Below are 24,442 nucleotides of genomic sequence, written 5' to 3'. Positions count from 1 at the left end.
TGAAGTTGGATAGAAGCTAATAATGAAAGAGCGCGTTTTAAGAGAGCTACTTAAAAAAGTTAACGATTTTAAGGAAAGTGATAGAGGAAGATGGTTGCCATGAATCAAGAAGTAACAAAATGGGTCGACTTTATTCAACCAACAAGAGATGGGCAGGCTGAAATTGCTCAGGCAAAAGCAAAGGTGCCGGCATCTCTTAGCGCTGAAGAGGAGGCGCGTGTTATTACCGAATTAAAGCAGCTATTGAAAGAGGAAGATGCCGTGTTAGTGGCGCATTACTACACCGATCCTCGTATTCAAGCATTAGCTGAGGAGACGGGAGGTTGTGTAGCTGACTCGCTTGAGATGGCCCGTTTTGGGCGGGATGCAAAAGCGCAGACGTTAGTCGTTGCGGGGGTTCGCTTTATGGGAGAAACTGCAAAGATTTTAAGCCCCGAAAAGCGGGTATTAATGGCGGACCTAGATGCAACTTGCTCTTTAGATTTAGGCTGCCCAGAGGAGGAGTTCTCTCAATTTTGTGATCAATATCCTGATCGAACGGTTGTGGTTTACGCTAATACAAGTGCCAAAGTAAAGGCTCGAGCAGATTGGGTTGTCACCTCAGCAATTGGGCTCGATATTGTTAGAGAACTAGATCGTGCGGGTGAAAAGATCATCTGGGGTCCTGATAAGCATCTTGGACACTATATTCAAGAGCAGACTGGCGCAGATATGATCTTATGGCAAGGTAGCTGTATCGTTCATGATGAATTTAAAGCAGATAGTTTGGCACTCTTTCGTCAATCTCATCCCGATGCGATGGTCTTAGCGCATCCTGAATCGCCGGCATCAGTATTAGCACAAGCGGATATTATCGGTTCTACATCACAATTGATTAAGGCGGCAGAGGCTTCAAACAGTACCCGCTTTATTGTGGCCACAGATCGGGGAATCTTCTATAAGATGCAACAAGCGGTTCCTGGTAAAGAGTTATTAATTGCTCCTACCGCCGGCGAGAGTGCAACCTGTAAGAGCTGTGCGATGTGTCCTTGGATGGCGATGAACTCACTTGCCAAATTGCGTGATGTCTTACAACAAGGTATCAATGAGATTAAAGTGGAGGAAGAGATTCGCCTAGGAGCCGTCAAGAGTCTTAACCGGATGCTCGATTTCTCAGAAAAGATGCGCTTGAATGTCCAAGCTTCCGGTGATTTTGCCGCTGATCAGACACTCTTTCAATATGTGGGGCCCGCATAATTTTCTCAGAAATATGACTCAGAGATATAGCCCAGAAATAGTTTAGCGGGAGATCGGTAATTTACTGCCGGAGAGGGATCGCTCTAAGAGTACATCATCTCTAAATTGGTAGAGTCTTGCCGGTCTTCCCGGGCCACTTTGATCAAGTTCGCCAGTCTCTTCGATCAGCTCTTGTTGTGTAATAAAGCGTCGGAAATTCTGTTTATGAAGTGTGATGCCTCCAAGCGCCTCAATACTCTGCTGGAGTTGCAGCAAGGTAAAGGTAGGGGGCATCAATTCAAAAATCACGGGTCGATATTTAATCTTTGCTCGCAGTCGCGCCATTGCAGAGGCTAAAACTCGGCGATGATCATGTGCCATCCAACGTCCAATCACTGTTTCTGGCAGCGTTGAGTAATCCGCGCCAGCTTCAGGTAGGATCCCGACCTCATAGAGTAATTCATAGCGCTGTAAAGCATACTCTTCATTCCAAGCAAAAGGGGAAATTCCCCAACAGAGTTTCACCCGTTGTTCTCTTGCTCGCTGTTCTGCAATTGTATTGCCGGCATTAATCCAATGGCGGAAGATAGGGTAGAAGGTCTCCTCAATAAATGCAGGAGGGGCTTCTCGATGATCTTCCCATGGGAAGTAGAGATACCAATTACACCAGGTTGCACCACTTTTACCAACTTTAGCCTCTTCATCAGGCTCTTCTCGTACTAATCCAAGATAGCTAATATAGATCACATAGTGTCCGGAGGAGGTTTTGCGATTTGTATCGACAAAGGTGTAGAGCTGCTCAACATAGCCGAGTGGGCGGCCCGTTTGAGTCTCAACCCACTCTCTAACACCCGCTTGCAATGAGCGATGAATCGGCGTGAGGGGACCATTCGGAAGAAGTGTACCCGATTCGACGGTTAATACCTTAGCTTCCGATTGTGTCACAGAGATTAAGACTGCTGCGAGCTCTGTCGTTCCTTCTTTAGCTCTCTGATTAAATGGGGTCATAGGCAAATTTTATCTCAAATATAGGGGGCTTACTTTAAGATCACTTGTCGATCCGGTTTGAGGAGGTATTGTACCTCAATTTCATTAAGGACGGGGGCTAATCTCCATTCAGATCTCCAACGATCTTCCCCTCTCTCTCCTTTTATTTATGGGTCTATTTTGGGGATTTTATACAGGTATTGTGTTTCAAGATTACTTCATGATTGCTTCATGATTGCTTCATGATATTCCTCATTACCCCCGCTCTCTGTATTGTTATAAATGCAATTCTGCAATGCTTAAATTGCACTATGCAGCGCTTAAAAATATCGTTAGTCTGTTTTCTAGAGGTAGAAATAGCAACCAGCCTTTAGGGGGGAGAGAGATAATAATATGAGTGATAACAATCAGATAGAGAATTGTTTTATTGTAGAGGAGCCGGAGGCTATAACCGCATCAGATATTGACGAGAAACACCATACGGCGCTCTTAGTTGAGTATCTGGTTCAAACGGAATACCAAGAGTTACCCCTTGCTGTGATCGAAGGGATGAAAGCATTAACTTTAGATTGGTTAGCCTCTGCTTTAGCGGGTAAGGATTTCTATCCGAGTGATCTCTTTCGTCAATATGCTTCGATGATGGGGCCGGATAATGGATCGAGTACTATTTTTGGATCAAAAAAGAGAAGTAGCCCCTATTTTGCAGCACTCGTTAATGGTGCTTGTGGCCATCTCTTAGAGCAGGATGATCTCCATAATCGTTCTGTTTTTCATCCTGCAACCGTTGTTTTTCCTGCATTGCTTGCCGCCTGTGAGGATCTCAATGCATCTGGGGAAGCTTTTTTGTTGGCAGCGACGATGGGATATGAGGCGGGCATTAGGATAGGAGAGTTTTTAGGAAGATCCCATTATCGAGTCTTTCACACAACCTCTACCGTTGGCTCAATCTCTGCGGCAGTTGCGGTAGGAAAATTGATGAATTTTAATCGGGAGGAGATGCTCAATCTCATCGGCAATGCAGCAACACAATCAGCAGGAGTTTGGGCCTTTTTAGAGGATGCGGCAGATTCTAAGCAACTTCATACAGCAAAAGCGAATGCAAATGGACTATTAGCAGCTTATATGACTCAAATGGGGCTAAAAGGCGCAAAGAATAGTTTAGAAGGGGCGCAAGGATTAGGTGCGGGGATGACCCAAAAATGTGATCCGTCCGCTTTAAGTGATGGTTTAGGGGAGCGATGGGCCTCGATTGAAACATCCTTTAAGTATCATGCCTCATGTCGACATACCCATCCAGCAGGTGATGCTCTTTTGCAACTGATGAGAGATGAAGAGCTCTCTTATCGCGAGATAGTTAAAGTGGAGGCTTTTGTCCATCAAGCAGCGATTGATGTTTTAGGAGCCGTCACTGAACCACAAAGTATCCATCAGGCGAAGTTTTCGATGGGAACCGTCTTAGGATTACTTGCTGTCCATGGGAGAGCGGGACTCTTTGAGTTTGAACAATATAGCTTAACTGATTTAGAAGTGATCGCTTTTCGGAAGAAGGTATCGATGACCTTCGATCCAGAAGTTGATGTAGCTTATCCGCGGGAGTGGCGCGGTAAAGTTAGAGTGGAGACGCTCGATGGAGAGCAATATATCGCAACGCTTCGCTACCCGAAAGGTGATCCAGAAAATCCTTTGTCAAAGATAGAGTTAGAGCAGAAGTTCGAGCAGCTTCTACAGTTTTCAGGGGATCAAGATCTATTAACGAATTCTGAAGAGTTGATAGCGATGGTTTGGCAATTAGAGAAGATGAAAAGTCTTAGAGAATTAACGGCGCTGATTCAGCATTCTTAAGAGTAGCGCTTAAGAAGAGAAGGAGGTGGAATAGTCGTGATAAAAAAGCTCGAAATAGTTACTCGAAAGAGTTACTAGATAGTTACTAGAAGTAGTTACTTAAGCAACCTACACAACATAAAAAATAACGATAACAACGAAAATAACAATAATGAAGTGAAAATAATCACATGCTACAGAGGATATGAGCAGCGTAGGGGCTCAATTGTCCCTATTATCTTGCGGATATCATCTGTAGTTTATTAAAGGAGAATGGAATGATAAAAGTAATAACAACACAGATGATGAAATCGATTTCGACGACATTACTAAGCAGCGCACTCTTAATTGCCGGTATAAGTAGTGCTGCAGCAGATGAGCCGATCATTATTAAGTTTTCTCATGTGGTTGCTGAACAGACCCCTAAAGGTCAAGGAGCGCTTCTCTTTAAAGAGGCTGTTGAGAAGGCTCTGCCGGGGAAGGTATCGGTGGAGGTTTATCCTAACTCCTCACTCTTTGGTGATGGTCAAGAGATGGATGCTCTCTTAATTGGTGATGTCCATATGTTGGCACCCTCTCCTTCAAAGTTGGAGTACTACTCAAAGCAGACTCAACTTTTTGATCTTCCATTTCTCTTTGATGATTTCGATGCGGTAGCACAGTTTGCTAAGAGGGACGCCGGAAAATCGATCTTAGCAAGTATGGAAAAGTCCGGAATTACAGGACTTGCTTATTGGAACAATGGTATGAAGCAGATGTCTGCTAATAAGCCATTAAGAGAACCTAAGGATGCAAGGGGATTAAAGTTTAGAGTACAAGCTTCTACTGTATTGGAAGATCAATATAAAGCGATACGAGCAAATCCTAGAAAGATGTCTTTTGCTGAAGTTTATCAAGGTCTACAGACAGGTGTTGTAAATGGTACAGAGAATACCTACTCCAATTACTACTCCCAAAAAGTTCATGAAGTACAAAACTATATTACAGAGAGTGATCATGGTCCGATTGTCTATATGGTGATTACCAATACAAAGTTTTGGGAGAGTCTACCCACGGAGATTCAGCAGACATTAATGACAATCTTAGATGAAGTGTCTGTTGAAGTTAACCGTCAAGCCTATGATCTTAATATGCAAGACAAAGCTAATATCTTAGCGGAAGGAAGTACGGAGATTATCACGCTAACACCGAAAGAGAGGGAGAAGTGGCGAGGAGCGATGCAACCTGTTTGGAAGAAGTATGAGAAGGTGATTGGTCCTCATCTTATTCAAGCTGCCCTCGATGCCAATCGCCATTCAAGTAGTAGTTCGGATGCACCTTAAGAGAAAGTGAGGTTCGTGCGAATAATAGATAAAGGTTACAAGAGATTGGATAACGATTGAACCTAAGTATTGATCATCAGCAGGCTGTGATACATCTTCAGATCTCACGTTTATAACAGTGAGGATAGGGGAATGTTAAGGGGGTAATCTGCTGATATTGTTAGTTTCTCTTGTAGCCTTTTTAAATAGATGGAAATAGTTGATAAAGCTGAGAAATAACTGAGAGAGATGTAGAGAAATAGAGAAGTAGAGAAATGGAGAAATAAATTAAGCACTATTAGAAAGCTGTTTAAGAGTAGTTTTATAACCATAAATTGAATTTGGAAAGAGCAGAGGAAGAAGGAAGATGGGGCGGTATAGCTATAAGGATTACCAAATAGTAGAGCATCAATATGATGTGGTCGTTGTCGGTGCAGGAGGCGCGGGTTTACGCGCAACATTAGGCATGGCGGAGAAGGGGTTAAAGACCGCTTGTGTGACGAAAGTCTTTCCAACACGATCTCATACCGTTGCCGCACAAGGGGGCGTTTCTGCTGCTTTAGGGAATATGGGGGAAGATGATTGGCGCTACCATATGTATGATACGGTCAAAGGTTCTGATTGGCTAGGGGATCAAGATGCGATTGAGTATCTCTGCCGGGAGGCTATTCCTGCTATTTTAGAGTTAGAACATTATGGAATGCCTTTCTCTCGAACTGAAGATGGCAAGATCTATCAACGCTCTTTAGGCGGAATGACAGCTCGTTATGGAAAAGCGCCGGCACAAAGGGCTTGCGCAGCTGCAGATCGGACAGGTCATGCAATGCTTCATACTCTCTATCAACAATGTTTGAAACATGAAGCGGAATTTTTTATTGAATATTTTGCTCTCGACTTATTGATGGTTGATGGAGAGTGTCGTGGCGTATTAGCTTGGGATCTCACCGATGGTAAGATCCACCTTTTTCGAGCAAAGATGACTGTTTTGGCAACCGGTGGATATGGACGCGCCTATTTTTCAGCAACTTCTGCTCATACCTGCACCGGAGATGGTAACGGGATGGTGGCGCGTGCAGGATTGCCATTACAAGATATGGAGTTTGTTCAATTTCATCCGACAGGTATTTATGGTGCAGGCTGCCTTATTACAGAAGGGGTACGCGGTGAAGGTGGTTTTTTAACGAATTCCAAGGGAGAGCGCTTTATGGAGCGATATGCACCTAACGCTAAAGATCTTGCTTCTCGAGATGTTGTTTCTCGCTCGATGTTATTAGAGATTCGGGAAGGAAGAGGAGTGGGACCTTTAAAGGATCATGTCTATCTTCATCTAGAGCATCTCGGTCCTGAGATAATCTTTGATCGTCTCCCAACTATTGCCGAAAGTGCGATGACTTTTGCCGGCGTTGATGTAACACGGGAGCCGATACCGGTAATCCCCACAGTCCATTACAATATGGGTGGAATACCCACCAATTTTCATGGTGAGGTGGTAACTCTTCGTGAGGGTAATCCCGATTTTGTTGTTAAAGGATTGATGGCATTAGGTGAGGCGGGCTGTGTCTCTGTGCATGGAGCGAATCGCTTAGGTTCCAACTCCTTATTAGATTTAATTGTTTTTGGACGTGCTGCTGCGAAACGTTGTGCAGAGATTATCGATCCTCAAAGCGCTACGCCTGAGATTCCGGCAGAGATTGTCATTGATCGCCTAAAACGATTTGATGAGATTCGTTTTGCTGATGGGACTATTGCCACTGCACAACTTCGGGATCAGATGCAACGAGCAATGCAGAAAGATGTTGCGGTCTTTAGAACTGAGGAGACTCTTAAAGAGGGCTATGATGCTATTTTAGAGGCGTATCAACAATTTAAAGAGATTAAAGTTTATGATCGTAGCCTTATCTGGAATTCAGATCTTGTAGAGACTTTAGAGCTTGCAAACCTCTTAGCATGTTCATTAACAACTGTTGCCTCTGCATATAATCGTCAGGAATCGCGCGGAGCTCATGCGCGCGAAGATTTTCCAAAGCGGGATGATCAAGATTGGATGAAGCATACATTAGCGTGGGTTGATGCCGAAGGTGATGTGTCGATCGATTATCGTCCGGTTAGAAACTTCACTTTAACTGATGAAGTGGCCTATATCCCCCCAGAAGAGCGCTCATATTAGGAGAGATGGATGAGAAAGAGTGATCGGGTAGAGTTAAAACAGTTACGTTACTTTACCCATGTAGCAGAATTTGGCAGCTTTACTCGAGCATCGAATCATCTCGATATCTCTGCCTCTGTATTGAGTCGGCAGATTCGTCAGTTAGAGGTCGATTTAGGTAAGAATCTACTGATTCGAGATGGGCGTGGTGTCACATTAACTGAATCGGGATATCTCTTTTTAGAGCATTGCCGCAAAATTTTAACGCAGTTAGAAAAGGCGGTAGAGTCGGTTTCTGGAGCTGAGCTTGCGGGGAATGTCTCTCTTGGTTTTCCTCCCACTTTAGCGCGTTACTTTTCAGTTCCCATTATTCGTACCTTTCATGAGTTGATGCCGAAGGCAAAATTACGTGTTATTGAGGAATCAACAGTCTCTATTGAAGAGGGGATCATTACCGGTAGAATCGATATGGGATTAATCTACAATCCTGTTCATATGCAAGATCTTGATGCTGTTTTTCTCTTAAAGGAGAGTCTCTATCTAATAGCGCCACGCTCCATGAAGATCGAGGCAACGGAGCAGGGGATTTCATTGGCGAAAGCTGCCGTATTACCACTGATATTGCCGGCATATCCCAATGGGCATCGACGTCTCATTGAGACAGAGATGATTAAATTAGCGTGTAAGCCAAATCTGATTTTGGAGGTCAATAGTGTTCGAACAACTTTCGAATTGGTAGCAAAGGCGATGGGTTGCACTATTTTTTCAAGTAAAGGTATTGATCTGCTTCCCAAAGAGGAGCAGAAAAATATTCAGATGCATCGAATTCATAGTACTTCTCTGATCACCAATCTCTATATTGCTACTTCCAATAAACGGGTCATGACCAATACAGAGGAGACCTTGAGTAAGATTATCGCTTCACTCTGTTTAGAGTATTTTGCCGTCAGTGAATAGCGGGATGATCAACAATATTAGACATAGATAGAACATACATAAAACATATATAGATATATATAGAAATAGAGATCTATAGACGTATAGACGTCGTATAAACATATAAATATGCAAACACACAAACACACAAACACACAAATAATATAGGCATATCGAGATATCTATTAATAGATACTAGAAAATAGATACTAGGAGGAGAGATGGCAGAGAAACTGCAGAAAGAGGGCGCTTTAGAGGAGTTACGGATATTATCTCCCACGGCGATTTTGGGATATGGTTTTCCATTGAGTTCATTTGAGCAAGGGATGGCGCGTCATCCCCACGTGATTGCCGTTGATGCCGGTTCAACCGATCCTGGGCCTTACTATCTCGGAAGTGGAGAATCATTTACCGATCGAGCGGCGGTTAAACGAGATCTGAAAATTATGATTCCGGCCGCAAAAGAGGCGGGGATACCTATTATTATCGGTTCGGCTGGTGGTGCTGGTGCGGCATCTCATCTACAGCTCACCTTGGAGATTATTAAAGAGATCTTAGCGGAAGTGCATCTTAAATTAAAAATAGCGGTGATCAACAGTGAATTACCAAAAGAATCACTCTTAAGCGCACTAAGAGCCGGAAAGATTACTCCTTTAGCACCGGCAGAAGCATTAACCGAAGAGATGTTATTAGCAAGTAGTGCGATTGTTGGGCAGATGGGAGAAACCCCATTTATTGAGGCTCTCGATCAGGGCGTAGACCTCATTTTGGCAGGTAGAGCCTATGATCCTTCTGTTTTTGCTGCTTTTGCAATCCGAGAGGGCTTTGATCGCGCTTTATCACTTCATCTTGGTAAAATTTTAGAGTGTGCAGCAATTGCAGCACTCCCTGGAAGTGGCAGTGATAGCATGTTAGGCACATTGAGGAATGATCATTTTATTGTTGAACCATTAGCTGATAATCGTCGTTGTACAACACTCTCAGTTGCCGCCCACACGCTCTATGAAAAGTCAGATCCTTACCATCTTCCTGGTCCTGGGGGAGCGCTCAATTTAACAGGTTCAAAATTTACTCAAATTGATGAGCGTCGGGTTGCCGTAAGTGGTACAACTTTCGATCCTAGTGAAACGTATTGCATTAAACTGGAAGGGGCAAGAAAGATCGGTTATCGCACAATCTCTATCGCCGGTGTCTCTGATCCAATAATGATTGAGAAGATTGAGGAGATTTTAGCAGCGGTAAAAGAGCGAGTGATTGATAACTTTTCCGCAAGTAATTTTGGAGAGTTCCATCTCAACTTCAATATTTATGGACGAGATGGAATCGCTCTTCTGCCGGAGCGAGCAGATGAAAATAGGGCTCCTCAGGAGTTAGGGATCATTATTGAAGCATGTGCTCAGACACAAAAGGAAGCGAATGCGATCTGTGGTTTTGCGCGAAGTACAGCGCTTCACTTTGGTTATGAAGGCCGAATCTCAACAGCCGGTAATCTCGCATTTCCATTCTCCCCTTCAGATGCAGAGATGGGAGAGGTCTACCAATTTTCACTCTATCATCTATTAGAAGTTGAGTCGGAGAGTCAGCTTTTCCCTATTGAATATCTTGAGATTGATGGGGGTAAATAGGGATGAATCGACGCCATAATTTAGAAAAATTAGAAAAAGTGCAGTTCTTTAACTGCTCTATAAAAATTATTCAAAACGCCATTCAATGCAGTATTCAAAGAGCTATTGGGGGAGGAGTAGGATGTTAACTCGAAAACAAGATAGTCAAGATCATCAAGATCATCAAGGCGCATCACAAGCGATGACCACTTACACTCTACGAGAGGTTGCCTCGGTAATACGGAGTAAGAATGCCGGCCCCTTTGAACTCTGCTTCGATATTATCTTTATTGAAGAGGCATTTTATCAGCGCTGTAAGGCAGCGAAGATTATCACTCCTGAATCTTTTGCAGATCTCTATGGCATCACGCCCGACCAGGTTCTCAATGTTGTCTATTTTGATCCGGCAAAAGCATTGAAGATCACAATCATTCGGCCAATCTCTTCAGGTGCTTTAGGGGAGAAGGATGTTTACGGCGCACAGCAACATCGCCCACTTGTCAATTTTCAGTTTCAATTAGCTTCTTCAGTCAACTCAACAGAGGAGGGGAGTAATGCGTAAAATTAATGTCGCCGCTATTACCGACTTGGTGGCAGAGCTCTCTATTGAGGCAAATACCTCATTGAGTGATGATATTTATCAATGCCTTGGTGATTGTATGCAAAATGAGAGCTCTCCTTTAGGGCGTAATATTTTACAGACGATTATTGAGAATGCGGACCTTGCTAAGCGGGAGCGGCGCCCAATGTGCCAAGATACCGGGCAGACAGTTGTTTTTGTGGAATTAGGGCAGGATCTTCATATCGAGGGTGGATTATTAGAAGATGCGATTAATGCTGGAATTCGGGAAGGGTATCGTCGAGGATATCTGCGTAATTCTGTGGTAAAGAGCCCTTTTGATCGGGTCAATACCGGTGATAATACCCCCGGCGTTATCCACTATGATATTGTTGCCGGCGATCAGTTGAAGATAACCGTCTCCCCTAAAGGATTTGGGAGTGAAAATATGAGCCAGCTGAAGATGTTAAAGCCGAGTGATGGCTTAGAGGGCGTCAAGGCATTTATTTTACAGGTGGTCAAAGAGGCCGGATCGAATCCTTGCCCCCCAATTATTGTTGGTATCGGCGTAGGCGGAACAATGGAGAAAGCGGCACTCTTGAGTAAAAAGGCGCTCTTAAAACCGATCGATATTGATCATGAAGATCCCTTTTTAGCGGCGCTTGAAGCAGAATTATTGGAGAAGATTAATGCTCTTGAGATTGGTCCTGCTGGCTTTGGCGGAAGAACGACAGCATTAGCTGTCAATATCAATCTCTATCCAACCCATATTGCCGGTCTTCCTGTTGCTGTGAATATTGGTTGCCATGCTAATCGCCATGCAGAAGGGGTCTTATAGCAGCATTAAGGTGATTGCCGGTTATCTTAAGAGTATCGGTGGGGAAAGTAGCTTAAAGTAGCTTAAACCAATTTATAGATAACTAGTACATCAATATTTAATACATCAATAACTAATGTATCGATAATCAATTCAGCTAAGGGAGAAGATGAAGTTGATAGAATCAATAAGATCGGAGGAATTAATGAAGCAATCAAATGAGCGATCAAATGAACGATCAGATGAGCAATTAGATGGACAATCAGGTGGGCAAGGAGCGAGCAAGGAGTTGACACTTCCACTGACACAGGAGGTTTTAACAACGCTTAAAGCAGGAGATCTAGTCTATTTGACCGGTTCTCTCTATACCGGTCGCGATGCTGCACATAAACGGATGAGTGAGATGCTCTCCCGGGGAGAGTCGCTGCCGATAGAGGTTGGAGGAGAGGTAATCTATTACGCCGGACCTTGTCCTCCTAAGCCGGGAGAGGCGATCGGTTCTGTGGGCCCAACAACAGCAAGCCGTATGGATGCTTACTCTCCTCAATTGATTGAGGCGGGATTAGTCGCGATGATAGGTAAGGGAAGTCGCAGTCAAGAGGTGATTGAAGCGATAAAAGAAAATCAAGGAGTCTACTTTGCTGCAATCGGAGGCGTAGCGGCCTTAATGGGCAAATGTGTTCTTGCAGCAGAGGTGATCGCTTTTGAGGATCTTGGCCCTGAGGCGATTCGGCGTTTAGAGGTTAAAAAGTTGCCTCTTATTGTCGCAATCGATGCAACTGGGAAAAGTCTATATCCTTGAATTATGTGGTATAAGACTTTTAAGAGGTGATCTAGGTTAATTTTACCCATAAAATATTTTCTATCTCTTAGATGTTTTATGCTATGTTCAATTTAAGTGTTAGAGTAAATCTCTTTAAGAGATGTATCACAAAGATCTAAGATCGATCAGCGCCGTTAGTGCGTTAAAAGTAAAAGACACGGTAAGATGTCGAAAATATTGGATGGAGGAGAAATAGGGCTGATTACAGCACTATGGATAATATTGGGGGCTACTCTAGCATCCCATTTAAGTTGCATGTTACATCTCCTGTATCATGATATTTTCAAATAATTACCTCTCTTAAACTTTTCTGCTTCGACTTTATCGTCTGATATCTCCCACTGTTCAATATTCTTAATATTTTTAATATATTAAAAATCTATATCAACAAAATAATCATAATATCTTAGGAGGATTTATGAATCGTTTAATTCAACGGTTAATCGCCACTTCTGTGTTAGTAGGTGGTTTAATCATGGGTTTTTCACATGCGGATGAGCCGATTGTGATTAAATTCTCACATGTTGTTGCTGATACCACCCCTAAAGGGCAGGGCGCATTACTCTTTAAGAAACTAGCGGAAGAGCGTCTTCCAGGACAAGTGCAGGTAGAGGTCTATCCTAACTCATCACTCTATGGTGATGGGCAAGAGATGGATGCATTGCTTGTAGGGGATGTTCATATTTTGGCTCCTTCTCTTGCAAAGTTTGAGCATTTCCAGAAGAAGATTCAACTCTTCGACCTCCCCTTCCTCTTCGATAATATGGAAGCATTAGATCGATTCCAGCAATCTGAAGCAGGGCAATCACTTCTAACAAGTATGGAAGATAAAGGAATTACCGGTCTTGGCTATTGGCATAATGGCTTGAAACAGCTCTCTGCCAATAAAGCACTTCATGTTCCAAGAGATGCTCGTGGTCTTAAATTCCGTGTACAAAACTCAGCGGTATTAGATGAGCAATTTAAAGCACTTCGTGCAAATCCTCGTAAAATGGCGTTTGCTGAGATGTATCAAGGGTTACAAACAGGGGTTGTAAATGGTGCAGAGAACCCATACACCAATATCTACTCACAAAAAATTCATGAAGTACAATCTCACATTACTGAATCAAATCACGGTGTTCTCGATTATATGTTGATCACAAATACCGATTTCTGGAATGGATTACCAGAGAATGTTCGTAATGAATTGACCGATATTATTGCGGAAGTAACGGTAGAGGTGAATAATCAAGCAGCTGCACTTAACGAGCGTGATAAGCAGAGTATTATTGATGCTGGTACAACAGAGATTATCTACCTAACTCCAGAGCAGCGTGAAGCATGGCGTGATGCGGTTCGTCCTGTATGGGAGAAATTCCAAGATCAGGTGGGTGCTGAGTTAATTGAAGCGGCACTTCAATCGAATAATCCGCAGTAGAAACCCCTTCTTAATATCATCAAAATTTAATCACTCCCCTTAGCCGAACAATAGATTAACTACTATTGATTATGCATTGCATTACTACCGCATTACTATTGGCTAGGGGGAGTTGATCCCTGTATGTAAAAAAAGAGAGGATTTCGAATGTTTATCAGTACATATCAAAAACTTGATAGGGGCTGGCAGCAGATTGAAAAATTTGTCACAGTTCTCATTTTAAGCGCGATGACCTTCGTGACTTTTATCTATACGATGCTCAATAATCTCTATACCCCCTTTTATAGCTTAGCGGATTGGGTTGCCGGGGATGAGCCATCAAAATTGGAAGATTTTTTCCTCGATGTAGGGGATGCAATGATGGATCTTGCAACCTCAATGAACTGGTCTAATCGCTTTACCGCAGCCTGTTTTGCTTGGTTAATCTTCTTCTGTATGTCGTATGGCGTGCGTATCGGCGGGCATATTGGTGTCGATGCCTTAGTTAAATTATTTCATAAGCCGATAAAGCGTTTTCTAGCCTATATTGGTCTAGGAGCATGTCTCCTATATGGTGGAATTATGCTCTTTGCTAGCTTAGATTGGGTGCTTAATTTCTACAAACTTGGAACTTTAGCCGAAGATCTCGATCGTTTTGGGATTAGACGTTGGCATATTACGATGATTGTTCCCATCGGTTTTCTCCTTCTAATTCTGCGTTATCTTGAGATCGGATATAAAATTATTACTCATCAACAAGATGGTTTAGGTCTTGCAGATGAGGCAAAAGATGCCCTCGAAGAGATTGCACATGCTGAGCATATTGAGTTGGCAGATGATCAATTAGGAGCGAAAAAATGACCATATTATTCTTATTTGTGTTGCTCTTTGCCCTAATGTTGATCGGTGTTCCGGTTGCCATTTCTCTTGGGTTATCGAGTGCATTAACTATTATCTTCTTCAGTCCTGATTCGCCCCGCAGTTTAGCGATTAAGATGTTTGAGACATCTGAACATTCAACCCTTTTAGCGATCCCATTCTTCTTGATTGCGGGTGCTTTTATGACAACGGGTGGGGTAGCTCAACGCTTAATTGATTTTGCCAATGCTTGTGTCGGCCATATTAGAGGGGGGCTTGCAATCGGTTCAGTCCTTGCTTGTATGCTCTTTGCAGCACTATCGGGCTCAAGTCCTGCAACAGTTGCCGCCGTAGGTTCAATTGCTATTGCCGGCATGGTTAAATCAGGTTATAGCAAAGAGTTTGGTGCTGGAATTATCTGTAATGCCGGAACATTGGGAATCTTAATTCCTCCTTCAATCGTAATGGTTGTTTATGCCGCTGCTACAGAGCAATCGGTTGGTAAGATGTTTATGGCCGGTGTTGTCCCAGGCTTACTTTTAGGGGTAGCATTAATGGCGGCGATCTATATTGTTGCGCGTATTAAAAAGCTACCAGCACAACCTCGCGTCAGTGTTAAAGAGTGGTTTGTCGCATTTAGACGTGCGCTTTGGGGATTGCTCCTTATGGTGATCATTTTAGGGGGTATCTATAGCGGAATGTATACACCTACTGAAGCGGCGGCTGTTGCAGCTGTCTATTCGATGTTTGTAGCACTTTTTGTCTATAAAGATATGCGGATTAGTGACTTTTCGAAGGTGATGTTAGAGTCGGGTAAGATGACGGTGATGTTGATGTTTATCATTGCTAACGCCATGCTCTTTGCCCATGTTTTAACTACAGAGCAGATTCCACAATCGATCGCAAGTTGGGTGATTGAGATGGGCTTCTCTCCATGGATGTTCTTAGTGATTGTCAATATCGTCTTGCTTATTGCAGGAAGTTTTATGGAGCCATCAGCCGTTATTCTGATTTTGGCACCTATCTTCTTCCCCATCGCGATGGAGCTTGGTATCGATCCTATTCATCTAGGGATTATTATGGTTGTGAATATGGAGATCGGGTTAATTACACCGCCTATTGGTCTTAACCTCTTCGTCTCTTCAGCTGTAACGGGAATGCCTATCACAAGTACGATTAGAGCAGCATTGCCATGGTTGATGATTCTTATCTTCTTCCTGCTCTTGATTACATATATTCCTTTCATCTCACTTGGATTACCGACTTTCTTAGGAATGATGTAATGCGAGATTTGAATCTCTATGATTGAGAGATTATAAGAGATAAATTATAAGGAATAAGTAAAGGAATAAGTACAAAGCCATACACTCAGCGGTTAGAGTGTATGGCTTTTTTGTATGGGTTAAGATGTGTGGGTTAAGAAATAGGGGAGAGATGATCAGAGAGAGTGGTCGGGGGAAGACGAGAGATTGGGGAGAGATTAGATTGAATCCATCGGAATGCCTAAGCGCATATATTCATCGACACGCATGCGAGAGTGCAGGCGATAGCGAGAAGCGGGGTAGATAAATTCAGCATAGCTGATAAGACCGATTGAGCTCCAGGTTCTCCGTTTAATATCGAGGCAAGCAGAACCTAATTCTACTTTGAGGTAGCGACTTAAGGTCTCATCTGCGATCGTTGCTTCTATTGAATGCTCCATCTCTGTCAGGTCATAATTCTTTAAAAGAAATCCACTTGGGGATATTTTTAAGAAATCTTGCTCAAAAAAGTTAGGGACAAGATGATGGGGAATATAACGCTTCTCAACCGCTAAGGGAAGATCATTCTCAAAGTGGATAATATGGCAGAAATAGAGGGTCGATTCGATCGGTACTTCCAATTTTTTCGCCACCAAACCACTTGCCGGCAATAATTTTTGTGCAATGATCTCAGCACGATGGCGATTACCACGATTCTCGATCTCACCGACAATATCGACAACAGTTAATGGTTGAGAGCTCGCTTTCTTTGGCATTACAAAAGTGCCACTTCCTTGAATCCTTTTAAGAATATTTTGTCTACTGAGCTCTGTAATCGCTCGATTAATGGTCATTCGACTCGCATTAAAGAGCTGTGATAACTCCTGTTCTGTAGGGATTTGTTCACCTTCGCTATATTCATTATTTTCTATCTTTTCAAGAATATAGTTCTGAACTTTTTTATATATTGGGATCGACATGCATATTTTTCCGGCACTGAATGAATGAGTAGGCAAATTATAGCCCACAACTTGGTCTAATTCATTATTATCTCATGTAAAAATCGAGTTTTTATGGGGTTTTTTCTGGCTTTAAGAATGATTGTATCTCTCTATTATCAAAGTGTTTCGTGATATTAGACATCTTAATGTCTATACAATAATTAAATGTATAGACATTTAGAAATAGCTATGTATATAATGAAATTAGCTTCAGAGCTAAAAATGAAAAGAAAGAAATTGATTAAAAATTTGAAGCTTTAGGTGTCGGGTTTAGGGAGGAGACTCAGGGCGAGAGTAGATCAATACTCAAGACCACTATTCAAATCTCTAAATCCCATGCTTTAAATATATAAAGCTTCGATCGAATAGAGGTGATCTCCATAAGGAGGTCACATCACACAATCTTAGTTTGGAGGATAAGAGTTATGTCTAATAATAATGATCGTTATAGAGATGTCGAGATTCGCGCACCGAGAGGAACAGAATTAAATGCTAAGAATTGGCTGACAGAAGCCGCTCTTAGAATGTTGATGAATAACCTCGATCCTGATGTTGCAGAGAACCCTAAAGAGCTTGTTGTTTATGGGGGAATTGGCCGAGCAGCTCGTGATTGGGAGTGTTTTGATAAGATCGTTGAGACATTAAAAGCGCTTGAAGCAGATGAAACACTCCTTGTGCAATCAGGTAAACCTGTAGGTGTCTTTAAGACCCATAAGGATGCGCCGCGCGTCTTAATCGCAAACTCCAATATTGTCCCCCATTGGGCAAATTGGGAGCATTTCAATGAGCTCGATAAGAAGGGCTTAATGATGTACGGACAGATGACAGCAGGTAGCTGGATCTATATCGGTAGCCAAGGAATTGTTCAAGGAACCTATGAGACCTTTGTGGAAGCTGGGCGTCAACATTATGGTGGTTCTTTAGAAGGAAAATGGATTTTAACTGCCGGTTTAGGCGGTATGGGGGGTGCTCAACCGCTTGCAGCAACGCTAGCTGGAGCTGCTTCTCTCAATATTGAGTGTCAACAATCGAGTATCGATTTCCGTCTTCGTACAGGATATGTTGATGAGCAAGCAGATGATCTTGATGATGCATTAGCGCGTCTTGAAAAATATACTCAAGAAGGTAAAGCGATCTCGATTGCACTTCATGGGAATGCTGCAGAGATTTTACCGGAGCTTGTTCGTCGTGGTGTTCGTCCTGATATGGTGACTGACCAGACGAGCGCACACGACCCACTTCACGGTTATCTACCTATTGGCATGACATGGGAAGAGTATAAAGAGGCGGCAAAAACTGATCCTGCCGGAACAGTGCAAAGAGCAAAAGAATCGATGGGTAAACATGTTGAAGCGATGTTAGCCTTCCAAGAAATGGGCGTGCCAACCTTTGACTATGGTAATAATATTCGTCAAATGGCGAAAGATGTCGGCGTTGAGAATGCTTTCGATTTCCCAGGATTTGTACCGGCTTATATTCGCCCACTCTTCTGCCGTGGTATCGGTCCATTTAGATGGGTTGCGCTTTCGGGAGATCCAGAGGATATCTATAAGACCGATGCGAAAGTGAAAGAGTTACTTCCCGATAATGAGTCTCTCCATCGCTGGTTAGATATGGCAAAAGAGCGTATCCATTTCCAAGGATTGCCGGCACGTATCTGCTGGGTTGGTTTAGGCGATCGTGCGAAACTCGGTCTTGCATTTAATGAGATGGTTCGTAGTGGTGAGCTTTCGGCACCGATAGTGATTGGTCGTGACCACCTCGACTCAGGATCTGTATCTAGTCCGCACCGTGAAACTGAAGCGATGAAAGATGGTTCAGATACCGTTTCAGATTGGCCACTACTCAATGCGTTACTCAATACTGCAGGCGGTGCAACATGGGTATCTCTCCATCATGGAGGGGGTGTTGGTATGGGCTTCTCTCAACATTCTGGAGTCGTGATTGTTTGTGATGGTACAGATGAAGCGGCGGAAAGAATTGCGCGCGTATTGACAAACGATCCTGCTACCGGCGTGATGCGTCATGCAGATGCAGGCTATGAGATTGCTATTGAGTGTGCAAAAGAGCAAGGCTTAAATCTACCGATGGTGAAATAGACCTATCGGATCATTGATAGGGCTTATCATAGAGCTGATCGATATTCTCTAATGAGTCTCTTCTTTCTACTGATCTTCTAATAGCATGAGTCTTTATCCAAAGCTTTCATATAAGTCTTCCATATAAGGTTTTCATACAAAGTTTTATGTAAAGATTATCCCATGTAAAGATTACTATTAAAGGCGATATCTATTGATTATGCTGATGAAGAAAAGGGGAGGAGAGTCATTGGGGAATATCATTTTTCTGTTTAAGCGCTATAAAGATGTAAAGAGATGGATAGAGATCTATAAGTGAGGGAAAGATGATAAATTTTTGGCAAAAAACAGCGAATGAGATCTGGACAGGACGCGATGATAGCCATGAGAGTCAGGCTGCAAAGCGGATGTTCCAAGTTGTTCCTATTGTAGAAGAGCCTCAATTTAACTTTAGTGAGCGAAATGCTCTCATTGGCTTTGCCTGTGATGAAGGCGTTAAGCGAAATCGTGGAAGGGTGGGGGCGGCAGAAGCACCAGATCAGCTACGAAGAGTTTTTGCTAATTTTGCTGCGCATCAAGGGCATGAAAAGTTGATAGATTGCGGCACGATTCATTATCGAGAATCTCTTGAAGCTACTCAAAATGCCTTAACAGATCTTGTTGTCTTACTACAGAGAAGTCACAATAAAACAGTGGTGTTAGGGGGTGGGCATGAAACAGCCTATGCCCATGGATTAGGACTCTATAAGAGTGATCGTGATGCAAAGATAGGAATTATCAATTTTGATGCCCATCTCGATATGCGCCTAGCTGCGGAATCAACCTCGGGGACACCTTTTAGAGAGTTACAAGAGTATTGTCAAAGAGAGAATCGCCCCTTTCATTATCTCTGTATTGGTGCAAGTGAAGTTGGAAATACAGGCTCTCTTCTAGAGACGGCTCATAGTAGTGGAACAGAGATCATTTGGGATTATGAGTGCCACTTGGGAAATCTCCCATCACTTGAGGCTCAATTGGAAGCATTTTTAGAAAAAGTCGATCTAATCTATCTCAGTTTTGATCTCGATGCGCTACCGCCAAGTAGTATGTTTGCGGTATCGGCACCTGCATCTTTAGGTGTTGACCCTCAACTCTATCTCCATTTGGGGAAGAAGATTAAAGAGAGTGGCAAATTACAAGCTCTCGATTTTGTAGAGTATCTTCCATCACGTGATCATGATGATCTATGCGCGCGGGTTGCGGCTCGTTTTATTTGGGAGTTTACACGAGGGTTGTAACGGCTCTAAAAGAAGAGAAAGAGCAGAGAAGATGAAGAGAGAAGAAAGAAAAAAGAGGAGAGTAGAGAATGGAGAATCGAGATAAGAATCAAAAAATTTGGCATAACTGTCAGATCGTCACTATGGCTGATGGACACTATAATCTGATCGAAAAAGGGGTTATTGTGACTAATGATCAAAAAATTCAATGGATCGGTCCTGAGGCTCAATTGACTGATGTGGATGGCGATTATGAAAAAATCGATCTTGAAGGTCGATTGGTCACCCCCGGCTTGATCGATTGTCATACCCATCTAGTATTTGGTGGAAATCGTAGTGAGGAATTTGAAGCGCGTTTAGAAGGGGTTAGTTATACAGAGATTGCTAAACGTGGTGGAGGTATTCAGAGTACAGTTAATGCAACGCGTCAGGCCTCAGAAGAGGAGCTCTTTTACACTGCTAAAAGACGGATCGAGCATCTGATGGCAGATGGTGTGACAACCGTTGAGATTAAATCTGGTTATGGCTTAGATCTAGAGTCTGAATTAAAGATGCTCTCGGTGATTGCGCGCTTAAAAGAGACGATGCCGATCTCCATCCATACTACTTTTTTAGCCGCTCATGCACTTCCTAAAGAGTTTGGGGATGATTCAGATCATTATATCGATTATGTGATTGAAGAGGTTCTTCCGAAAGTTGTTGAGCAGTGTAACATTGATGCGCTCGATGCCTTTTGTGAACATATCGCTTTCTCCCCTGCGCAGGTGGAGAGGCTCTTTATCGCCGCTCAAAACTATAATATTCCGATTAAATTGCACGCGGAACAACTCTCATCTCTGCACGGTTCAACATTAGCTGCAAAATATGGCGCATTGTCAGCAGATCATATGGAGTATGCGGATGATTCTGATGCAAAAGCGATGGCGAAATCAGGAACGGTAGCGGTTCTTCTTCCGGGCGCATTTTATATGTTAAGAGAAACACAATATCCCCCCATTGATGCATTTAAGCGAGAGGGTGTTAAGATCGCACTTTCAACGGATCTCAATCCCGGAACATCTCCACTTCTTTCACTCCGTTTAGCACTCAATATGGGATGCACACTATTTAAACTTACCCCAGAAGAGACATTAGCAGGCGTGACCTATAATGCAGCTTTTGCACTAGGTATAGAAGAAGATGAGGGTTCGTTAGAGGTTGGTAAATTAGCCAACTTTGTTGCTTGGGATGTCACTCACCCTGCAGAACTGAGTTATTGGTTAGGCGGTACATTAAATAATAGAGTGATCTATCAAGGTTCTGAAATCACGGATCTCTGTTAGAGGATTAAGCGTGATTATAAGGGATCACGATAGCTACTTTTAGAGATAGAGAACACTGGTTAGAGATGAGTGGCAGTAATAGTCATAAAGTAGCTATCAAAATAGCAAGCGTCAACAAAAGTCAACATACAAGACAATATAACAATAAATATAATGATAAAAGTGACGAAAAAATGGCGATAAGTATAACGATAGAATTTAATCGGAGGAAGATGATATGGATGATGTTTTAAGAGAGAATAGAAAGAAGAAAGGTTCGGAGCGCTTGATGTTAACCCGAGTTTTTCTCTACAGTTTGGTGGGAGTTGCGCTCTTTTTTATCTCAATCGATATTGGGGGAAAAGAGACCATTATGTTGGATCATATCGCTGGCTTTGTGATCCATCAAATGCGTCCCTTTGCTTTAACTGCGATTATGTTGATTATGGCGTTTGGGGCCTTCTATCCCTATATTTCAGGGAATTATAAAAACTCTATAAGCGAGAAGATTTTCTCTGCATTTAAAGTATTAGGGTTTATTTTAGCCATTCTCTATTTAACAGGATGGGCCCCTGCTTGGGCGATGACGCCCGATATGTTACCTTTTCTGTTTGAAAAGCTAGCATTATCGGTGGGGCTCTTAATTCCTGTTGGAGCAGTAGCATTAACATTTCTATTAGGTTTTGGTTTTTTAGAATTTGTTGCTGTCTTTATGGAGCGTTTAATGCGTCCTCTATTTAGAACGCCGGGAGGATCTGCTATTGATGCTGTTGCATCGTTTGTAGGGAGTTATTCCATTGGTTTATTGATTACAGATCGTGTCTATCGTCAGGGAAAATACTCTCTAAGAGAGGCAATGATTGTTGCAACAGGGTTTTCAACAGTCTCGGCGACATTTATGATTATTGTAGCTAAAACGATGAATCTCATGGGTGCTTGGAACTTCTTTTTCTGGAGTACCTTTCTGATTACTTTTTTAACAACAACGATCACAGCTTATATCCCACCGATATCACGTCTCGATAATAGAGCTGAAAATCCTTTACCAGATAGTGGTGCAGATCAGAGTCGTTTAGCGCATGCAAAAGATCTCGCAATTTCACAATATGAAGCAAATCCAGGGCTCTTTATCTCTCTTTGGAGAAACTTCAAAGATGGTTTAAAGATGTCATCGGTTGTTGCGCCTTCAATTTTAGCTATCGGATTTACCGGGCTCATTCTCTCAAAATATACACCCCTATTTGATTGGATCGGCGTTGTTTTAAAGCCGGCACTCTTAATAACAGGATTAGAGGGAGCCTCTGAACATAGTGGTGCAATTGCATCAGGATTAGCAGAGATGTTCTTGCCGGCAATTTTACTCAACGAAGCAGATCTCTCTATTCGTTATATTGCTGCTGTGACATCAATCGGTAGTGTGCTCTTTCTCTCGGGAAGTGTCCCTTGTATTTTAGCAACAAAGATCCCTGTAAAATTTTGGCAAATATTGGTGATCTGGTTTATCCGTACCATACTCTGCCTAATTTTTGCAAGCATTGCTTTTAGAATTGGAGTTGGAGTCGGGTGGTTAGGTTGATATCTTATCTTGAGATATTTTAATCGAAAGTTTCTTCTATAAGCCCAGAAAGAGCCGACACTAAGGTGTCGGTTTTTTTATCCCTTCACACAAACGATCTGCTTTAAGGTATGCACAATCTCAACAAGATCTTTTTGCGCAGCCATGACGGCATCAATATCTTTATAAGCCATCGGGATCTCATCGATCACCTCTCTATCTTTTCTGCATTCAATCCCTTGAGTTGCTCTCTTTTGATCCTCTATAGTAAAACGTTTTTTAGCCTCGGTTCGGCTCATCACTCTGCCGGCACCATGGGAGCAGGAGTGAAAGCTATCAGGATTTCCTAAGCCCCGAACAATATAACTTTTAGCGCCCATCGATCCTGGAATGATCCCTAATTCACCTTTGCGGGCAGAAACAGCCCCTTTTCGTGTAACATAGATCTCCTCGCCAAAGTGTTGCTCTTTTTGAACATAGTTGTGGTGGCAATTGACAGCGATGGAGGTTGTTGTAAAAGGTTTTTTAATCACCTTACGTAGCGCTTCGATACTATTTTTCATCATCACCTCTCGGTTAAGATGAGCATAGTTTTGCGCCCACTCAACAGCTTCAACATAATCTTCGAAGTGTTTTGTCCCCTCTTTGAGATAGGCAAGATCTTTGTGGGGAAGATTGGCAATATGGCTCTCCATATCCTTTTTTGCTTGAGCGATAAAGAAAGTGCCGATGGCATTACCAACACCTCGAGATCCACTATGAAGCATAATCCAGATTCGATCTAACTCATCAGTACAGAGTTCTATAAAGTGATTTCCTGTTCCAAGCGTGCCAAGATGATGATAATGATTGCTCTTCTCTAATTTAGGATATTTCGCTGTAATTTTCTGGAAGTTAGGAAGTAGTTGTTGCCAATAGTGATCCACTATCTTTGGAGGCTCCTGCCAGCTACCAATATCTCTTCGGCCTCTACCTACTGTTCTACCATGCGGAACTGCTTCTTCAATCGCAAGACGAATAGGGTAGAGATTATCGGGCATATCTGCCGCAGTTAAAGAGGTTAGAACTGCAATCATTCCACAACCTATATCAACGCCGACGGCTGCTGGGATAATCGCTTTTTTAGTAGGAATAACAGATCCGACAGTGGAGCCCATTCCCATATGAGCATCTGGCATTGCCGCGATATGGCGAAAAATAATAGGTACCTGCGCTGTATCAGATAGTTGCTTTTTTGTCTGTTCATCAAATGGAACCCCTTTTGCCCACATCTTGATGGGAACGCCATTGGGGATCTTTTTTTGAATATAGGCGCGATCGCTCTCTGATTGTGGATGATTCTTTTTTGGGGGAATATTTTTCTGACCTTTTTTTCTCATCTCTTTATCTATTTTTAATTAATTTTGATGAATGTTAAGGCGGAATCTAATTCCTAGCGCAACACTGACTTAAGGAGTAAAATGTTGCCATGAATTATTCAAGATTATCACTTAATGAACGCATCAACATTGAAGTTGGGATAAAACTCAATAAAAGTGTTCGAA

Annotated in this window: 19 protein-coding genes; 16 read left to right on the top strand and 3 right to left on the bottom strand. The window is 42.6% G+C overall.

Going from position 1 to position 24,442, the window contains the following annotated elements:
- Positions 1-99 precede the first annotated feature (99 nt).
- A complete protein-coding gene (gene nadA, locus B9T19_RS08265; RefSeq protein WP_094568284.1) occupies positions 100-1,236 on the top strand; it encodes a quinolinate synthase NadA in 1,137 nt (378 codons plus the stop codon).
- Positions 1,237-1,278: 42 nt separating this feature from the next.
- On the opposite strand, the gene B9T19_RS08260 is transcribed toward nadA, so the two are convergent.
- Complete coding sequence (locus B9T19_RS08260; protein ID WP_094568159.1) at positions 1,279-2,223, bottom strand: hypothetical protein; 945 nt, start codon at positions 2,221-2,223, stop codon at positions 1,279-1,281.
- Between the two features lie 372 nt (positions 2,224-2,595).
- Between B9T19_RS08260 and B9T19_RS08255 the strand changes: the two genes are divergently transcribed.
- The 11 genes from B9T19_RS08255 to dctM all read left to right on the top strand — a co-directional run bounded on the left by B9T19_RS08255 (position 2,596) and on the right by dctM (position 15,749).
- Positions 2,596-4,044 (top strand): MmgE/PrpD family protein, encoded by a 1,449-nt coding sequence (locus B9T19_RS08255; protein ID WP_094568158.1) that lies wholly within the window; start codon positions 2,596-2,598, stop codon positions 4,042-4,044.
- Positions 4,045-4,325: 281 nt separating this feature from the next.
- Positions 4,326-5,345 (top strand): TRAP transporter substrate-binding protein, encoded by a 1,020-nt coding sequence (locus B9T19_RS08250; protein ID WP_198959074.1) that lies wholly within the window; start codon positions 4,326-4,328, stop codon positions 5,343-5,345.
- 346 nt (positions 5,346-5,691) lie between these two features.
- Entirely contained in the window at positions 5,692-7,491 is a 1,800-nt protein-coding gene (gene sdhA / locus B9T19_RS08245) for a succinate dehydrogenase flavoprotein subunit (protein WP_094568157.1), read from the top strand.
- Positions 7,492-7,500: 9 nt separating this feature from the next.
- Positions 7,501-8,427 carry a LysR family transcriptional regulator gene (locus tag B9T19_RS08240; RefSeq protein WP_094568156.1) on the top strand — a complete coding sequence of 309 codons (927 nt, stop codon included), beginning with the start codon at positions 7,501-7,503 and terminating at the stop codon, positions 8,425-8,427.
- Positions 8,428-8,627: 200 nt separating this feature from the next.
- Positions 8,628-10,031, top strand: a complete 1,404-nt coding sequence (locus tag B9T19_RS08235; protein WP_094568155.1) for an acyclic terpene utilization AtuA family protein — start codon at positions 8,628-8,630, stop codon at positions 10,029-10,031.
- Positions 10,032-10,152: 121 nt separating this feature from the next.
- Positions 10,153-10,572 carry a DUF4387 domain-containing protein gene (locus B9T19_RS08230; RefSeq protein ID WP_304441101.1) on the top strand — a complete coding sequence of 140 codons (420 nt, stop codon included), beginning with the start codon at positions 10,153-10,155 and terminating at the stop codon, positions 10,570-10,572.
- Entirely contained in the window at positions 10,565-11,407 is an 843-nt protein-coding gene (locus tag B9T19_RS08225) for a fumarate hydratase (protein WP_094568154.1), read from the top strand. Before B9T19_RS08230 ends, B9T19_RS08225 begins: the two co-directional genes overlap by 8 nt.
- A gap of 184 nt (positions 11,408-11,591) precedes the next feature.
- Positions 11,592-12,188: a Fe-S-containing hydro-lyase gene (locus B9T19_RS08220; protein ID WP_094568153.1), complete on the top strand. Its 597-nt coding sequence runs from the start codon at positions 11,592-11,594 to the stop codon at positions 12,186-12,188.
- A gap of 439 nt (positions 12,189-12,627) precedes the next feature.
- Positions 12,628-13,629, top strand: a complete 1,002-nt coding sequence (locus B9T19_RS08215; RefSeq protein WP_094568152.1) for a TRAP transporter substrate-binding protein — start codon at positions 12,628-12,630, stop codon at positions 13,627-13,629.
- 147 nt (positions 13,630-13,776) lie between these two features.
- Entirely contained in the window at positions 13,777-14,469 is a 693-nt protein-coding gene (locus tag B9T19_RS08210) for a TRAP transporter small permease (protein WP_094568151.1), read from the top strand.
- A complete protein-coding gene (gene dctM / locus B9T19_RS08205; RefSeq protein WP_094568150.1) occupies positions 14,466-15,749 on the top strand; it encodes a C4-dicarboxylate TRAP transporter large permease protein DctM in 1,284 nt (427 codons plus the stop codon). The genes B9T19_RS08210 and dctM overlap by 4 nt, the downstream gene beginning before the upstream one ends.
- A 197-nt stretch (positions 15,750-15,946) precedes the next feature.
- Here the strand turns inward: dctM and B9T19_RS08200 are convergent, their stop codons facing one another.
- Complete coding sequence (locus B9T19_RS08200; protein WP_094568149.1) at positions 15,947-16,687, bottom strand: UTRA domain-containing protein; 741 nt, start codon at positions 16,685-16,687, stop codon at positions 15,947-15,949.
- Positions 16,688-17,133: 446 nt separating this feature from the next.
- Between B9T19_RS08200 and hutU the strand changes: the two genes are divergently transcribed.
- The 4 genes from hutU to B9T19_RS08180 all read left to right on the top strand — a co-directional run bounded on the left by hutU (position 17,134) and on the right by B9T19_RS08180 (position 22,919).
- Positions 17,134-18,807 (top strand): urocanate hydratase, encoded by a 1,674-nt coding sequence (gene hutU / locus B9T19_RS08195; RefSeq protein ID WP_094568148.1) that lies wholly within the window; start codon positions 17,134-17,136, stop codon positions 18,805-18,807.
- A gap of 305 nt (positions 18,808-19,112) precedes the next feature.
- Positions 19,113-20,063 (top strand): formimidoylglutamase, encoded by a 951-nt coding sequence (hutG, locus tag B9T19_RS08190; protein WP_094568147.1) that lies wholly within the window; start codon positions 19,113-19,115, stop codon positions 20,061-20,063.
- A 68-nt stretch (positions 20,064-20,131) separates the two neighbouring features.
- A complete protein-coding gene (gene hutI / locus B9T19_RS08185) occupies positions 20,132-21,364 on the top strand; it encodes an imidazolonepropionase (protein WP_094568146.1) in 1,233 nt (410 codons plus the stop codon).
- Positions 21,365-21,581: 217 nt separating this feature from the next.
- Positions 21,582-22,919 carry a YjiH family protein gene (locus B9T19_RS08180; RefSeq protein ID WP_094568145.1) on the top strand — a complete coding sequence of 446 codons (1,338 nt, stop codon included), beginning with the start codon at positions 21,582-21,584 and terminating at the stop codon, positions 22,917-22,919.
- 77 nt (positions 22,920-22,996) lie between these two features.
- On the opposite strand, the gene B9T19_RS08175 is transcribed toward B9T19_RS08180, so the two are convergent.
- On the bottom strand, positions 22,997-24,169 hold the full coding sequence (locus B9T19_RS08175; RefSeq protein WP_233146836.1) for an RtcB family protein: 1,173 nt from the start codon (positions 24,167-24,169) through the stop codon (positions 22,997-22,999).
- Between the last annotated feature and the right edge of the window lie 273 nt (positions 24,170-24,442).

Source organism: Ignatzschineria sp. F8392 (assembly GCF_002252045.1).
GTDB lineage: Bacteria > Pseudomonadota > Gammaproteobacteria > Cardiobacteriales > Wohlfahrtiimonadaceae > Ignatzschineria.
Note: the sequence above shows the minus strand (reverse complement) of the source record. Positions and strands in the feature narration are given on the sequence as shown.